This is a genomic window from Streptomyces sp. NPDC005435, from assembly GCF_040703155.1.
Lineage (GTDB): Bacteria > Actinomycetota > Actinomycetes > Streptomycetales > Streptomycetaceae > Streptomyces.
In genome coordinates, this window is sequence record NZ_JBEXEQ010000002.1 from 182,478 (window position 1) to 197,396 (window position 14,919).

The 14,919-nt window shown below is 71.9% G+C and carries 15 protein-coding genes; 11 read left to right on the top strand and 4 right to left on the bottom strand.

The genetic code is table 11. The annotated features are described in order from the left end of the window. Positions 1–12 precede the first annotated feature (12 nt). Both aroA and AB0898_RS03865 read right to left on the bottom strand, forming a co-directional pair. Complete coding sequence (aroA, locus tag AB0898_RS03860) at positions 13–1,320, bottom strand: 3-phosphoshikimate 1-carboxyvinyltransferase (protein ID WP_366801198.1); 1,308 nt, start codon at positions 1,318–1,320, stop codon at positions 13–15. Between the two features lie 110 nt (positions 1,321–1,430). Then, positions 1,431–2,147, bottom strand: coding sequence for a M50 family metallopeptidase (locus AB0898_RS03865; protein WP_366801199.1), 717 nt, complete (start codon positions 2,145–2,147; stop codon positions 1,431–1,433). 156 nt (positions 2,148–2,303) lie between these two features. On the opposite strand from AB0898_RS03865, the gene AB0898_RS03870 reads away from it, so the two are divergent. Next, entirely contained in the window at positions 2,304–3,119 is an 816-nt protein-coding gene (locus AB0898_RS03870) for an SOS response-associated peptidase (RefSeq protein ID WP_366801200.1), read from the top strand. Between the two features lie 40 nt (positions 3,120–3,159). Here the strand turns inward: AB0898_RS03870 and AB0898_RS03875 are convergent, their stop codons facing one another. Next, positions 3,160–4,383: a transposase gene (locus tag AB0898_RS03875; RefSeq protein ID WP_366801201.1), complete on the bottom strand. Its 1,224-nt coding sequence runs from the start codon at positions 4,381–4,383 to the stop codon at positions 3,160–3,162. 50 nt (positions 4,384–4,433) lie between these two features. On the opposite strand from AB0898_RS03875, the gene AB0898_RS03880 reads away from it, so the two are divergent. From AB0898_RS03880 to AB0898_RS03925, 10 genes are all read left to right on the top strand, one after another. Next, positions 4,434–4,592: an Arc family DNA-binding protein gene (locus AB0898_RS03880; RefSeq protein ID WP_366801202.1), complete on the top strand. Its 159-nt coding sequence runs from the start codon at positions 4,434–4,436 to the stop codon at positions 4,590–4,592. Between the two features lie 15 nt (positions 4,593–4,607). Then, positions 4,608–5,234: an alpha/beta family hydrolase gene (locus AB0898_RS03885; protein ID WP_366801203.1), complete on the top strand. Its 627-nt coding sequence runs from the start codon at positions 4,608–4,610 to the stop codon at positions 5,232–5,234. Between the two features lie 258 nt (positions 5,235–5,492). After that, on the top strand, positions 5,493–6,197 hold the full coding sequence (locus tag AB0898_RS03890; protein ID WP_199584978.1) for a sigma-70 family RNA polymerase sigma factor: 705 nt from the start codon (positions 5,493–5,495) through the stop codon (positions 6,195–6,197). After that, complete coding sequence (rsrA, locus tag AB0898_RS03895) at positions 6,194–6,496, top strand: mycothiol system anti-sigma-R factor (RefSeq protein ID WP_199584977.1); 303 nt, start codon at positions 6,194–6,196, stop codon at positions 6,494–6,496. Before AB0898_RS03890 ends, rsrA begins: the two co-directional genes overlap by 4 nt. Positions 6,497–6,649: 153 nt before the next feature. After that, entirely contained in the window at positions 6,650–8,020 is a 1,371-nt protein-coding gene (locus AB0898_RS03900; RefSeq protein WP_366801204.1) for an HD-GYP domain-containing protein, read from the top strand. Positions 8,021–8,063: 43 nt separating this feature from the next. Then, positions 8,064–9,293, top strand: a complete 1,230-nt coding sequence (locus AB0898_RS03905; RefSeq protein WP_366801205.1) for an HD domain-containing protein — start codon at positions 8,064–8,066, stop codon at positions 9,291–9,293. Positions 9,294–9,404: 111 nt separating this feature from the next. Beyond that, a complete protein-coding gene (locus tag AB0898_RS03910) occupies positions 9,405–10,385 on the top strand; it encodes a hypothetical protein (RefSeq protein WP_361777295.1) in 981 nt (326 codons plus the stop codon). 127 nt (positions 10,386–10,512) lie between these two features. Continuing rightward, complete coding sequence (gene def / locus AB0898_RS03915; RefSeq protein WP_366801206.1) at positions 10,513–11,163, top strand: peptide deformylase; 651 nt, start codon at positions 10,513–10,515, stop codon at positions 11,161–11,163. A 246-nt stretch (positions 11,164–11,409) separates the two neighbouring features. Beyond that, a complete protein-coding gene (gene cyc1, locus AB0898_RS03920) occupies positions 11,410–12,492 on the top strand; it encodes an epi-isozizaene synthase (protein WP_366801207.1) in 1,083 nt (360 codons plus the stop codon). Then, on the top strand, positions 12,489–13,859 hold the full coding sequence (locus AB0898_RS03925) for a cytochrome P450 (RefSeq protein ID WP_366801208.1): 1,371 nt from the start codon (positions 12,489–12,491) through the stop codon (positions 13,857–13,859). The genes cyc1 and AB0898_RS03925 overlap by 4 nt, the downstream gene beginning before the upstream one ends. 35 nt (positions 13,860–13,894) lie before the next feature. Here AB0898_RS03925 and AB0898_RS03930 read toward each other — a convergent pair whose 3' ends face one another. Continuing rightward, complete coding sequence (locus tag AB0898_RS03930; protein WP_366801209.1) at positions 13,895–14,857, bottom strand: helix-turn-helix domain-containing protein; 963 nt, start codon at positions 14,855–14,857, stop codon at positions 13,895–13,897. Positions 14,858–14,919 lie beyond the last annotated feature (62 nt).

The window sequence follows — 14,919 nt, forward strand, 5'->3', positions numbered from 1 at the left end:
CCAGTCCGCCCGTCAGTTCCCGAGCATCCCGGCCCACAGCTCGGGGAAGTCGGGCAGGGTCTTCGCGGTCGTCGCCACGTTCTCGATCACCACGTCCTTCACCGCCAGCCCGATGACCGCGCCGGCCGTGGCCATGCGGTGGTCCTCGTAGGTGTGGAAGACACCGCCGTGCAGCGGGCGCGGGCGGATGTGCAGACCGTCCGCCGTCTCCGTGACGTCACCGCCGAGCTCGTTGATCTCCTTGGTGAGCGCGGCCAGCCGGTCCGTCTCGTGCAGCCGGAGGTGGGCCACGCCCCGCAGGGTCGAGGGGGAGTCGGCCAGCGCGGCCACCGCGGCGATGCCGGGGGTCAGCTCGCCCACGTCACCCAGGTCCACGTCGATGCCGTGGATCGCGCCGGAACCGGTGAACACCAGCCCGTACTCGGTGAGTTCGCAGGAACCACCCATCTCGGTGAAGATCTCCCGCAGCCGGTCACCCGGCTGGGTGGTGCGCTCGGGCCAGTCCGGGATCAGCACCTTGCCGCCGGTGACCAGGGCGGCCGCCAGGAACGGCTGGGCGTTGGACAGGTCCGGCTCGACCGTCAGGTCCCGGCCGAGCAGCGCGCCCGGCGTCACCCGCCACACGTTCGGCTCGCCGCCCGACTCCGGGGTGTCCACCTGGGCGCCGACCGCGCGCAGCATGTCCACCGTCATCCGGATGTGCGGCAGCGAGGGCAGCGTCGCGCCGGTGTGGCGGACCTCCACGCCCTGGTTGAAGCGGGGCGCCGACAGCAGCAGCGCGGAGACGAACTGCGAGGACGAGGACGCGTCCACCGACACCGGGCCGCCGTCCAGCGCCCCGGCGCCGTGCACGGTCAGCGGCAGCGCGCCCCGGCCGTCGTCGTCGATCCGGGCGCCGAGCGTGCGCAGCGCGTCGATCACGCCGTGCAGCGGACGCTCGTAGGAGCGCGGGTCGCCGTCGAAGCGGACGGGACCGTCGGCCAGCGCGGCCACGGGGGGCAGGAAGCGCATCACGGTGCCCGCGTTGCCCACGTCCACCGTCGCGCCGCCGCGCAGCCCCGTCGGCAGCACCCGCCAGGCCTCCCCGGAACCGTCCGGGCCGACCCCCTCCTCGATCTCCACACCCATCGCCCGCAGCGCGCCCGCCATCAGCAGCGTGTCGCGCGACCGCAGCGGCCTGCGCAGCCACCCCGGCTCCGAGGCGAGGGCGGCGAGCACGAGGGCACGGTTGGTGACCGACTTGGACCCGGGCACATGAACCGTCGCGTCGACGGGTCCGGTCGCGTGCGGGGCGGGCCAGAGGGCGGGGATTTCGGGCATGGGCCCACTCTATAAGGCGGCCCCTGCCCGGGCGCCCGCCGTACGGGGCACCGTCCACGGGGTGGACGGGGTACGGCGCCTCCCGCGCGCCGTGCGGGCGGGCGCAGCCGTCACCGCTGCCCCAGCAGCCACCCCCCGCCCCCGATCAGCGAGCACAGCGACACCGCGTGGAAGAGGAACAGCCACAGGGCCGGCGGGACGTGGGTGAGGCGGGCGAGCTGGTCGGCGTCGGAGTCGCCGGCCTCGCCGTGGCGGCGCTTGGACTGGAGCTCGAAGGGCGGCCGGACACCGCCGAGGAGGAGGAACCAGACCACCGCGTAGGCGAAGGCGGCCTGGACCGGGGAGTCCGCCAGCCAGGAGACCAGCAGGAAGGTGCCGCCGGTCAGCACCACGGTGAGGACGCCGTAGGCGTTGCGGATCATCACCAGCATCGCCAGCAGCAGCGCCGTCGCCACCCACAGGAGCAGGGTGATGCGGCCCTCCGCGAGCAGGGCGGCGCCGCCGAGGCCCAGCAGGGACGGCGCGGTGTAGCCCGCGGCGGCCGTGAGGATCATGCCGAGGCCGTACGGCTTGCCCCGGCTGAGGGTGAGGCCGCTGGTGTCCGAATGCAGGCGAATCCCGGTCAGCTGCCGGCCCGTGACCAGCGCGACGATCCCGTGGCCACCCTCGTGCGCGATGGTGATCGCGTTGCGGGACACGCGCCACAGCCCGTGCGGCACCACCGCGACGAGCGCGGCGGCCAGCGTGACCAGGACCACCCAGAGGTCGGGCCCCGGCTGGGTGCCGATGAGCCGGTCCCAGAGTCCGGCGGCGGTGCTGACGTCCATGGCTGCGGGTGGCTCCCTCGTGGTCGTACGTGCGGGTGGTCTGTGAGACGCAGATGCGGCGGCGATCGTTCCGGACGGCGAACACGCGCCGTCGCGAGGCGCGGGATCGGGGGACTCTCCCCCGCCCTCCGGGCCGGATCTGGCACTGTGGCACGTATGTGCGGACGGTATGCGTCGAGTCGTAGGCCCGAGGATCTCGCGGGAATCTTCGAGATCCAGAAGTGGGATGCCGAGGAAACCCTCGCCCCGGACTACAACGTGGCCCCCACGAAGGAGGTCTACGCCGTCCTCGACCGCCCCCTCAAGGACGCGGACGACCGCCGTCCGGTCCGTCAGCTGCGCAGGCTCAAGTGGGGACTGGTGCCGTCCTGGGCCAAGACCCCGGAGGGCGCCGCGCGGATGATCAACGCCCGCGCGGAGACCGTGCACGAGAAGCCCGCCTTCCGCCGCGCCTTCGCCGCCCGCCGCTGCGTCCTGCCCGCCGACGGCTACTTCGAGTGGGTCACCGGCGACAAGGAACGCGAGCTGGAGGTCGAGGGCAAGAAGAAGCGGCCCCGCAAGCAGCCGTACTTCGTCCTGCCCGCCGACGGCTCGGTGTTCGCCATGGCCGGGCTGTACGAGTTCTGGCGCGACGCCACCCTGCCTCCCGACGACCCCCGCGCCTGGTGGGCCACCTGCTCGGTGATCACCACCGAGGCCGAGCGGAGCCCGCTCGCGGTCGCCCCCGCCGAAGGCCCGCAGGCGCTCGCCGACATCCACCCCCGCATGCCCCTGATGCTCACCCCCGACCGCTGGGACGCCTGGCTCGACCCCACCCGCACCGACCCCGAAGAACTCCGCCCCCTGCTCACCCCGCCCCCCGAGGGCCTGATGCGCGCCTACCCGGTCCCCACCGCCGTCAGCAACGTCCGCAACAACGGCCCGGAACTCCTGAAGGAGCTGGAGGGACCGGAGGAGGGCACACTGTTCTGATTTGACGTCCTCCCCGCCCTGAAGAGCGGGGATTCCTGGCTCAGGCTGCCTCCCGGACCAGCGGTCCGGGAGGTCCTACGCCCTCGGCACCAGCCGGGTCGAGACCAGCCCGGACGAGCATCACGCGTGCGGAGTTCTTGTCTCTGGGGGACGAGGCTCCGCAGGCGGTGCAGGTGTAGGTACGTTCCGACAGCGGGAGTGCGTGCTTGGTTCTCGCTCCGCACGACGCGCAGTCCATGGTGGTGTGCGCGGGGTGGACGAGGCGGATGTCCCGTCCATGCTTGCGGCCCATCTCGATCAGGGCCCGCTTGGTGGCACCGATCGCCGCGTCGGCGGCCTTGCGGGCCATAGTGGTCTTCGCGAGGAACTTGGGCCGGAAGTCCTCGACGGCGATCGCATCGTGGTCACGCACCACGCGCTTGGCCCATTTGCGGGCGGTGTCCTGCCGCTGCCGCGCCACCTTCTTGTGCAGCTTGGCCGTCTGCTTCTTCGCCTGCCGGTAGCCACGCGAGGGCGCCTGGCCGTTCACGGGTTTCCGGCGGGCCATCATCCGCTGGTAGCGGGCGAGGCGCTGCGCTGCGGTCTTCCCGTGCTGCGGGTGGGGAAGGTCATGAGCATCGGACGTGGTGGTGGCGGTCTCCTTCACACCCCAGTCCACGCCGAGGACGGCGCCCGTTTCCGGGAGCGGTTGGGCCGGGACGGCGACGACGAACGACGCGTACCAGTGCCCGGCCGCGTCCTGGTACACGCGCACCGAGGAGGGGGCGGTCGGGAGCTCGCGGGACCACACCACCGTCAGGACGATCCCGCCCGCCAGATGAAGGCGGCCGTCCTTCAGACGGAAACCGCGCCGTGTGTAGTTCAGCGTGGGCAGTGTCGCGCGCTTGCGCTTCATGCGGGGCATTCCCGCGCGCTGCCGCATCGGCAGCCTTGTTTTGACGTCCTTGAGCGCCTTGGCGCGGGACTTGCCGAAGTCACGGACGGTCTGCTGCTGCGGCACCGACGAGCCCTCACGCAGCCATCCCATGGCCGCGCGGGCCTCGGTCAGCATCATGTCGAGCTGTGCCGGGCCGCACGTCGTCTTCTCGGCGGCGTCCCGGTTCAGGGCGTGGACTTTGCGGGACATGGCCACGCATTCGTTCCAGACCCACCGGCAGCGTGCCCATTCGGCCCCAAGGCCGGTGCGGGCGGTCGACGACACGCGCAGGCGGTAGGTATACCGGGCGTGCCCGATGTCCCGCGCACCCTGATCCGGTGTCGTCATGGTGTCATTCTGACACTCTTCAAGAGGTGGAAATCCACTACTTTGGAGTCATGGTTGAAGAGAAGCGCATCACCCTCCGCCTGCCCGCCGACCTGCACGAGTGGCTGGTCGCTCAGGCCAAGCTCGCCCGCAGGTCCCTCAACTCCGAGATCGTGTACCGCCTGGAGGCCGGGTTCGGCAGCGCCTCGGCGGACGACCACGCGTCCTGACGGCGGAGGAACCCCGTGATCGAGATCGTCGAGACCGACATCGGGACCGCCCGGCTCACCTGGCACCGTGCGCAGGACGCGCGGTGGGTGATGGCTGTGGGGCATGGGGCGGGTGGGGGTGTTGAGGCGCGGGATCTTCGGGCGCTGGCGGGGGTGTTGCCGAGGCACGGGGTGAGCGTGGTGCTGGTGGAGCAGCCGTGGCGGGTTGCCGGGAAGAAGGTCGCGCCCGCGCCGAAGACCCTGGACGCGGGGTGGCGGGGCATCTGGCCGGCGGTGACCGGGATGGGGCTGCCGGTGATCGCCGGTGGGCGCAGTGCCGGGGCCCGGGTCGCCTGTCGTACCGCCGGCGAGCTGGGTGCCCGCGCCGTGCTGGCCCTGAGCTTCCCGCTGCATCCCCCCGGCAAGCCCGAGAAGTCCCGCGCGGACGAACTGCTCGGGGCCGGGGTGCCCACGCTCGTCGTCCAGGGCGGCAACGACCCGTTCGGGCGGCCGGAGGAGTTTCCCGAGGGCGGATTCGAGCTGGTCGCGGTGCCGGACGCCGACCATGGACTCACGGTGCCCAAGCGCTCCCCGCTCACCCAGGAAGAGGCGCTGAAGGCCGTCACCGACGGGGTCGTGCGGTGGACCGTGTCACTCGGGTGACGCCCGGGAATGCCCGGCGGCGCACCGCTGTTGTGGCGGACAGAAGCGCTGGAGCGCCGGGACCGAGACCGTCGCAGGAGAGGAAACCGCATGGGTTCGACCGCATGTCCCAGCCGTAGCAGCAACCGTGCCGACCTGGACTGGACGGTGCTGCACGCGGCCAAGGCCGCTCCCGTTCGAGCGGCGGCGGGCACGGGTCGTGTTCTATCCTCCGAATCGAGTGGGACCGGCTTCGGTCCTGCCCGGGAACTTGAGGAGGTGGGTCCGGTCACTGGGACCGACGCGGGTGCCGACAACGGCCAGGCGGAGCTGCCCGAGGGCCAGGGCGTGAGCGCGGGAGCGGCCGAGGCGCGCTCCGAGACCGGCACGGAGCGCAACGCGCGCTTCGAGCGGGACGCGCTCGAATACCTCGACCAGATGTATTCGGCCGCGCTGCGCATGACGCGCAACCCGGCCGACGCCGAGGACCTGGTGCAGGAGACGTACGCGAAGGCGTACGCGTCCTTCCACCAGTTCCGCGAGGGCACGAACCTCAAGGCGTGGCTCTACCGGATTCTCACCAACACCTTCATCAACTCGTACCGCAAGAAGCAGCGCGAACCCCAGCGCAGCGCGGCCGAGGAGATCGAGGACTGGCAGCTCGCGCGCGCCGAGTCGCACATGTCGACCGGGCTGCGCTCGGCCGAGTCGCAGGCGCTCGACCATCTGCCGGACTCCGACGTGAAGGCGGCGCTTCAGGCGATCCCCGAGGAGTTCCGCATCGCCGTCTATCTCGCGGACGTCGAGGGCTTTGCGTACAAGGAGATCGCGGACATCATGGGGACACCCATCGGTACGGTGATGTCCCGGCTGCACCGGGGCCGCCGTCAACTGCGCGGCATGCTGGAGGACTACGCCCGTGACCGCGGTCTGGTCCCGGCCGGCGCCGGAGAGTCGAACGAAGCGAAAGGCTCGGGCTCATGAGCTGCGGAGAGCCGCACGAGACGGACTGCGGTGAGGTCCTCGACCATCTGTACGAGTTCCTCGACAGTGAGATGCCGGACGTCGACCGCGACAAGTTCCAGCACCACTTCGAGGAATGCTCGCCCTGCCTGGAGAAGTACGGCCTGGAGCAGGCCGTGAAGAAGCTGGTCAAGCGGTGCTGCGGACATGACGACGTCCCCGCCGACCTGCGGGCCAAGGTCATGGGGCGGATTGAGCTGATCCGCTCCGGCCAGGCCGTCCCCGAGCACGACGTGACCGCGGTGGCGCGCGAGAGCTGAGGCCCGCACACGGCTGATGCCCGCGAGCGCGTGAGACTCACCGGAGTTTCGCCCGCTTTCACCCGAACGTGCTAATCCCCGTCTCGTAAGCCCCAGGCCCCCGGCCACCGCCCTAGGCTCCCCAGCCAGGACAGGCATGGTCGGGGAGGGCGCATGGAGGCGGTTCCGGCGAGAGCGCGGGCCTGCGTGGCCTGCGCCGCCCTACTGGCCCTGCTGTGCGTCCTGCCGCTGACCGACGGCCCGCCGGCCGGTGTCCCCCTGACCGGCGACTGGTTCGCCGGGCTCCTCGCGGCCTGGCGGGCGCCCCTGCTGCTCGCCGCCCTCTACGCGCTCTGCGACCAGATCGTGCGCCGCCGTTTCGGCGGCACCTTCTACCCCGTCCTGCTCGCCGCGGCCTTCCTGCTCACCCCGGCCGCCGCCGCGCTGGTCCCGCTGCCCGCCGCCCTGCTCTCCCCGGCCGGGCACCCGGCCGCCCCGGCCCGGCGCGTGTGGCGGGCCGCGCGCTCCTCGCTCGCCGTGTGGGCCGCCGCGGCCACCCACCGCGCGCTCGGCGGCGCCGACGCCGTGGCCCACCCCGCCTTCCCGCGCGTCCTGCTGCCCGCCGGGGCCGCCGTCCTCGCCTTCTGCCTGGTGCTCACCGTCCTCGACGGCGCGATGCAGGCCGCGGTCACGGCCGCGCCCGCCTGGGGGCGGGGCGCCCTGCGCCGCACCTGGCGGGACCCGTTCGCCCGCTCCCTCGCCCCGGTCGCCGTGCACGGTCTTGCCGGGCTGATGACGGCCGTCCTCTGGAAGAGCCCCTACGGTCCCGTCGCCGCCCTCCTCGTCCTGCTGCCGATGGGCGTCTCCTGCTGGGTGTTCGCCCAGTACCACCGCGAACGCACCGCCCACCAGGCCACCATCCGCGCCCTGGTGCAGGCCGTCGACATCAAGGACGGTTACACCCGCGGCCACAGCGAGCGCGTCGGCCAGGCCTCCGTGATGATCGCCCGCGAACTCGGCATGGACGACGACCGCGTGGAGGTCCTGCGCTTCGCCGGCATCCTGCACGACGTCGGCAAGCTCGGCGTCCCCACCCGGCTGCTGCGCAAGGACGGCCCACTCACCCCCGAGGAGCGCCGGATCATCGAGCTGCATCCCGAGTACGGCCACGAGATGGTGCGCGGCATCTCCTTCCTCGGCGAGGCCCGCGCCGCGATCCTGCACCACCATGAACGCCTCGACGGCACCGGCTACCCCTACGGTCTCGCGGGCGCCCAGATCCCCGAGTGCGCCCGGGTCGTCGCCGTCGCCGACGCCTTCGACGCGATGACCTCCACCCGCTCCTACCGCCGGGCGCGCCCCGTCGCCGTAGCCGTGGCGGAGCTGGAGCGGTGCGCGGGCGCCCAGTTCGACCCCCGCATGGTGACCGCGCTCGCCGCCGCCCTGAACCGGCACGGCTGGCGGCCCGCCGTCACCGCCGACGAACCCGCCCGGCCGCAGCCGCCGAGGCAGCGCACGCACTACCGCACGGGGGCCCACCGATGACGACGGACGCCACGACGACCGCACGCGCCCGCCGGGGCGGCCGATGACCGCCCTGCGGCTCATCCACGGCGCCGCCGCGCTCACCGCCGCCGCCGCGCTCACCGCCACCCTGTGGACCGGCGTCGAGGGGCGGGGCACCGCGCTCGCCTTCGGCGTGCTCATAGCCGTCGGCGAACTCACCCGCTGGAGCGGCCCCGAGGCCCGGCAGACCGCGCCGCTGGGCACCGCCGGATCGCTGGCCTACGCCCTCCTCGGCGCCGACGCCGGACACCCCGCGCGGCACGGCGCCGCCCAGATCGTCACCGTCGTCCTCGCCGCCACCCTGCTCGGCGGCGTCCCGCACATCTGGCGCGGCCGCACCCCCACCCTGGACCACCTCGCCCGCCGGGTCCTGACCGTCGGCTTCGCCGCCGTCTGCTTCCAGCCCCTCTACGCCCGGGGCACGTTCACCCACTGGAGCGGTCCCTCCTACGTGCTGCTGCTCGTCGCCCTCCTCGCGCTGACCGCGCTGTGCGACGCCGTGCTGGCCGCCGCCCTCGCCCACTGCCGGGCCCGCTGGCCCTTCGGACCGCTGCTGCGCGAGGAGTTGCGCGGACTGCTCGGCATCGGCTCGGCCGTGTGCGCCACCGGCGCGGTGATGGCGCTCGCGGTGGCCGTGGTCGGACTGTGGGCGCTACCGGTGTTCTGTCTGCCCCTGCTGCTCACCCAGCTCTCCGTGCGCCGGTACGCGGCCGTGCGCGCCACCTACCGGCAGACCATCGCCTCCCTCGCCCGCGCCACCGAGATCGCCGGGTACACCCCCGCCGGACACGCCCGCCGCGTCGCCACGCTCAGCCTCGCCGTCGGCCGTGACCTGGGCCTGACCGGTCCCGAGCTGACCGTCCTGGAGTACGCGGCGCTGATGCACGACATCGGCCAGCTCAGCCTGGTCGACCCGGTGCGCGCCGGGGCCACCGCGGTGCTGCCGCGCCGGGAACAGCGGCGCATCGCCCTGCTCGGCGGCGCCGTCGTACGGCAGACCGGGGTGTCCCCGGAGGTCGCCGTGGTGGTCGAGCGGCAGGCCGACCCCTACCGGGAGCAGCCGCCGGCCGCACGGATCGTGCGCGCGGTGAACGCGTACGAGGAGAAGGCGCGCGACGCCGGGCCCGAGGGACCGCTGCGCGCCCTGGAGGAACTGCGGCTCGCCACCGGCGGGGACTACGCTCCGGAGGTGGTGGAGGCGCTCGCGCGCGTCCTGTCCCGCGACTGTCTGCTCCTGCCGGTCGCCGGGTAACCGATGGGTAATGAGCGGCCGTCCCTTCGCACGTGGTTGGATGCGAGGGAGACGGTGTCCGGGGGCACAAGCCAGCCCACTGTGCGGAAATGGAACTGGCAGGCGGGAATCGTGAGGATCTTCGGCAAGGGACGGAACCGGCCCTCCGCCTCCTGGCGGCAGGCCACCGACCGGGCTTTCACCCTGATCGGTGACGGACGGTACGAGGACGCGGGCGAACTGCTGACCCGCGCCGCCGATCTCGAACCCTGGCTCGCCGAGTCCTGGTTCAACCTCGCCCTGCTGCACAAGTTCCGGCACGACTGGGAGCAGGCCCGCGCGGCCGGACTGCGCGCCGTGGCCCTCCTGGACCGCGAGACCGGCGCCCCCGACTGGTGGAACGTCGGCATCGCCGCCACCGCCCTCCAGGACTGGCCGCTGGCCCGCCGCGCCTGGCAGGCCTACGGCCTCAAGGTCCCCGGCGGTTCCGCCGTGCCCGGCGAGCCGCTCGGCATGGAGCTGGGCAGCGCGGCCGTACGGCTCTCCCCCGAAGGCGAGGCCGAGGTGGTGTGGGGCCGCAGGCTGGACCCCGCCCGGATCGAGGTGCTGTCCATCCCGCTGCCGTCCTCGGGGCGCCGCTGGGGCGAGGTCGTGCTGCACGACGGCGTCCCGCACGGTGAGCGCACCACGTCCGCCGGCCACTCCTACCCGGTCTTCGACGAGATCGAGCTGTGGGCGCCCTCGCCCGTGCCCACCTGGGTGGTCCTGCTGGAGGCGGCGACCGAGGCGGACCGGGACGCGCTGGAGCGGCTGGCCGCGGACGCGGGGTTCGCGGCGGAGGACTGGTCCTCCTCCGTGCGGCTGCTGTGCCGGATGTGCTCGGAGTCGCGGATGCCGTCGGACGAGGGCGAGGGGGAGCATCTCGATCCGCACGACCACAGTGAGCCGGGGCATCCGGGGCCGCTGGGGCACCGGACCGATGGGCGGCTCTGGGTGCCGGAGAGGGAGTGCGGGGTGGCCGCCCCGGCCTCACTTGTGCGGGGGCTGCTGGACGGGTGGGTCGCGGACAGTCCGGATTCGCGGGACTGGCGGGATCTCGAAGAGGTGTGTTGAGCTTCGCGGCCGGGTGCGGGTCTCTTGTGGTTGCTCGCGCAGTTCCCCGCGCCCCTGGGGAGTGCGATCCACGTAGGCTGTATCAGCAATCTCTCCCGTGGTTTTTTGAGGAAGGCGTACGTCGGTCATGGCTCAGCAGGACACCGATCAGCAGCACGCGGGCGTGCTCCCCGTCGACGACGAGGGCTATGTCGTCGACACGGAGGACTGCGAGGAGCGCGAGCTGGCCTGGCGCGAGCGCGGGACCTCGCGGCCGATCACGGTCGTCGGCAACCCGGTGCTGCACAAGGAGTGCGCCGACGTCACCGAGTTCGGCCCCGAGCTGGAGCAGCTGGTGGCGGACATGTTCGCCAGCCAGCGCACCGCCGAGGGCGTGGGACTCGCCGCCAACCAGATCGGCGTGGACCTGAAGGTCTTCATCTACGACTGCCCGGACGACGAGGGCGTGCGCCACACCGGCGTGATCTGCAATCCCAGGCTGGTCGAGCTGCCCGCCGCCGCGCGCCGCCTGGACGACAGCAACGAGGGCTGCCTCTCGGTGCCGACCGCGTACGCGCCGCTCGCGCGACCCGACTACGCCGAGGTCACCGGCCAGGACGAGAAGGGCAACCCGGTCAAGGTGCGCGGCACCGGCTACTTCGCCCGCTGCCTCCAGCACGAGACCGACCACCTGTACGGCTACCTGTACATCGACCGGCTGTCCAAGCGCGACCGCAAGGACGCGCTGCGGCAGATGGCCGAGAACGAGCCACGCTACCCCGTGGTCGCCAACGACTGATCGGGCTGCCGGAGCGCCCGGCGACCGTACGAGACCAGCCACGACGCCCGGCCGGGAGTGATCCCGGCCGGGCGTCGTTCATTTGTTCGCGGTAAGAATCCCGGCGACTTGGGGTGGTGAATGAAGCAAATCCGTTCCCCAGACGGTCAGTTGTGGTGCTGAATGGGGAGGGTGGGGATACGCGACGGCGCACACCCGGCACAGCAGGGAGGGGTATGCGCCCTGGCGGCTGAGAGGGGACTGTTCGTGCACGCTTTCTCACGCGACACCACATCACCGACCACGATCGCCGTACCACCGTCTCTCGCCCTTCCGTTGGTCGAGGACGCCTTTCCCCGGCAGCTCCATCCGTATTGGCCAAAGCTTCAGGAGAACACCCGCCGCTGGCTGCTGGAAAAACGCCTCATGTCCGCCGACAAGGTGCGCGAGTACGCCGACGGCCTGTGCTACACGGACCTCATGGCGGGGTACTACCTCGGCGCCCCCGACGAGGTGCTCCAGGCGATCGCCGACTACAGCGCCTGGTTCTTCGTCTGGGACGACCGGCACGACCGCGACATCGTCCACGGCCGCTCCGGCGACTGGCGGCGGCTGCGCCAACGGCTGCACACCGCGCTCGACGCGCCCGCGTCCCATCTGCACCACGGTGACGCACTGGTCGCCGGCTTCGCGGACAGCGTGCTGCGGCTCTACTCGTTCCTGCCGTCCACCTGGAACCAGCGGTTCGCCCGGCACTTCCACGAGGTGATCGAGGCGTACGACCGCGAGTTCCACAACCGGACCGAGGGGCGGGTGCCGGGGGTCGAGGAATATCTCGCGCTGCGGCGGCTCACCTTCGCCCACTGGATATGGACGGATCTGCTGGAGCCGAGCGCCGGCTGTGAACTCCCGGATTCCGTGCGGAAGAACCCGGATTACCGCCGGGCGGCGCTGCTGAGCCAGGAATTCGCCGCCTGGTACAACGACCTCTGCTCGCTGCCGAAGGAAATAGCGGGGGACGAGGTCCACAATCTCGGAATCAGTCTCGTCACACACGAGGGACTGAAACTCGAAGAGGCCGTCGACGAACTCCGGCGGCGCGTCGAGGAATGCGTCCGGGAATTCATCGAAGCGGAGCGCGACGCGCTGCTGTTCGCCGGCACTCTCGACGACGGAACCGTCCACGGCAAGGAATTGAGCGACGCCGTGCGCATGTGCGTCGGCAATATGCGCAACTGGTTCAGCACCGTCTACTGGTTCCACCACGAGTCCGGCCGCTACATGGTCGACAGCTGGGACGACCGGTCCACGCCCCCTTACGTCAACAACGAAGCGGCAGGTGAGAAATGACCGTCGAGTCCGTCAACCCCGAGACGCGCGAGACCGTGGAACTGCGTGAGCCGCCCCTCGCCGGAGGTGCCGTCCCGGTGCTCGGGCACGGCCTGAAACTGGCCCGTGACCCGCTCGCGTTCATGGCCCAGTTGCGCGACCACGGCGAGGTCGTGCGCCTCAAACTCGGCCCCAAGACGGTGTACGCCGTCACCGCTCCGGCGCTCACCGGCGCACTCGCGCTCAGCCCCGACTACAAGATCGACGGACCGGTCTGGGAGTCCCTGGAGGGACTGCTCGGCAAACAGGGTGTGGCCACCGCCAACGGCCCCGTGCACCGCCGCCAGCGGCGCACCATACAGCCCGCGTTCCGCATGGCCGCGATACCCGCCTACGGCCCGATCATGGAGGAGGAGGCCCACGCGCTGACCGAGCGCTGGCGGCCCGGCGAGCCCGTCGACGCCACCTCCGAGTCCTTCCGGGTCGCGGTGCGCATCGCGGCCCGCTGCCTGCTGCGCGGGCAGTACATGGACGAGCGCGCGGAACGGCTCAGCACCGACCTCGCCACCGTCTTCCGGGGCATGTACCGCCGTATGGTGCTGCCGCTCGGACCGCTCCACCGGCTGCCGTTCCCGGCCAACCGGGAATTCAACCGGGCCCTGGCCGATCTGCATCTCCTGGTGGACGAGATCGTCACCGAGCGGCGCGCCTCCGGACAGAAGCCGGACGATTTGCTGACGGCTTTGCTCGACGCCAAGGACGACAATGGCGAGCCCATCAGTGAGCAGGAGATCCACGACCAGGTCGTCGCGATACTGACGCCCGGAAGCGAAACCGTGGCCTCCACGATCATGTGGCTGCTCCAGATCCTCGCGGACCATCCGGAACACGCCGAGAAGGTACGCGCGGAAGTTGAATCCGTAACCGGAGGCGAGCCCGTCGGATTCGAGCATGTACGCCGGCTCACGCACACCAACAATGTCGTCGTCGAGGCGCTCCGACTGCGCCCCGCCGTATGGATATTGACCCGGCGCGCACTGACCGACACCACGCTCGGCGACTATCGCATTCCGGAGGGTGCGGACATCATCTACAGCCCCTACGCCATTCAGCGCGACCACCGCTCCTACGTGCGCCATCTCGACTTCGACCCCGACCGGTGGCTGCCCGAGCGGGCCGCCGAGGTGCCGAAGTACGCGATGAGCCCGTTCAGCGTCGGCAACCGCAAGTGCCCGAGCGACCACTTCTCCATGGCCCAGCTGAGCCTGATCGTGGCGGCCGTCTCGGCGAAGTACCGCTTCCGGCAGGTGAGCGGGTCCGACGACGCCACCCGCGTGGGCATCACCCTGCGGCCCAACCAGCTGCTGGTCGAGCCCGTCGAGTGGTGAGAGCCGAGGGGTGACAGGCGCGAACCGGCGTACGCTCAGGCGGCCTTCGGGCCCCGGAACGTGCGCCGGTACGCCGCCGGGGTCGTGCCCAGCGCCCTGACGAACTGGTGGCGCAGCGCGGCCGCGGTGCCGAACCCGGTGCGCCAGGCGATCGAGTCCATGGTCTCGTCGGTGCCCTCCAGCAACCGCTGGGCGAGCAGCACCCGTTGGCGCAGGATCCAGCGGTACGGCGTGGTCCCGGTCTCCTGCTGGAAGCGGCGGGCGAAGGTGCGCGGGGCCATGTGGGCGCGGGCGGCGAGCTGTTCGACGGTGACCTCCTCGTCGAGGTGCTCCTCCATCCACGCCAGCACCTCGCCCATGGTGTCGCAGGGCCCCTTGGGCAGCGGCCGCTCGATGTACTGGGCCTGGCCGCCGTCGCGGTGCGGGGGGACCACCATCCGGCGGGCGATCTTGTTGGCGACCTCCGGGCCCTGCTCCTTGCGCACGATGTGCAGACAGGCGTCGATCCCCGCGGCCGTGCCCGCCGAGGTGATCAGCGGGCCCTCGTCCACGTAGAGCACGTCGGGCTCGACGGTGACCCGGGGATGGCGCCGGGTGAGCTGGTCGGCGTGGCGCCAGTGCACCGCGCAGCGCCGGCCGTCCAGGAGACCGGCGGCGGCCAGCACGAAGACGCCCGAGCACACGCTCAGCACCCGGGTGCCGCGCGCGACGGCGCGGCGCAGGGCGTCGAGCAGCTCGGGCGGGTAGTCGCGCTCGGCGTAGGTCTCGCCGGCCGGGACGGCGATCAGGTCGGCCTCCTCCAGCCGCTCCAGGCCGTGCGGGGTGGAGACGGTGAAGCCGCAGTGGGTGGAGAGGGTCGGGCCCTCCGCCGAGACCACGGCGAAGTCGTAGACCGGCAGACCCTCCTCGCTGCGGTCGACGCCGAACACCTCGCACACCACGCCGAGCTCGAAGGGGTGGACCCCGTCGAGCAGTACGGCCGCCACGTTCTTCAGCATGGGGCCAGTGTGCCGCGCGGCTGGCAGGAAATCGAGGGTGCGCGGCAGTCCTGCCAGTGCCG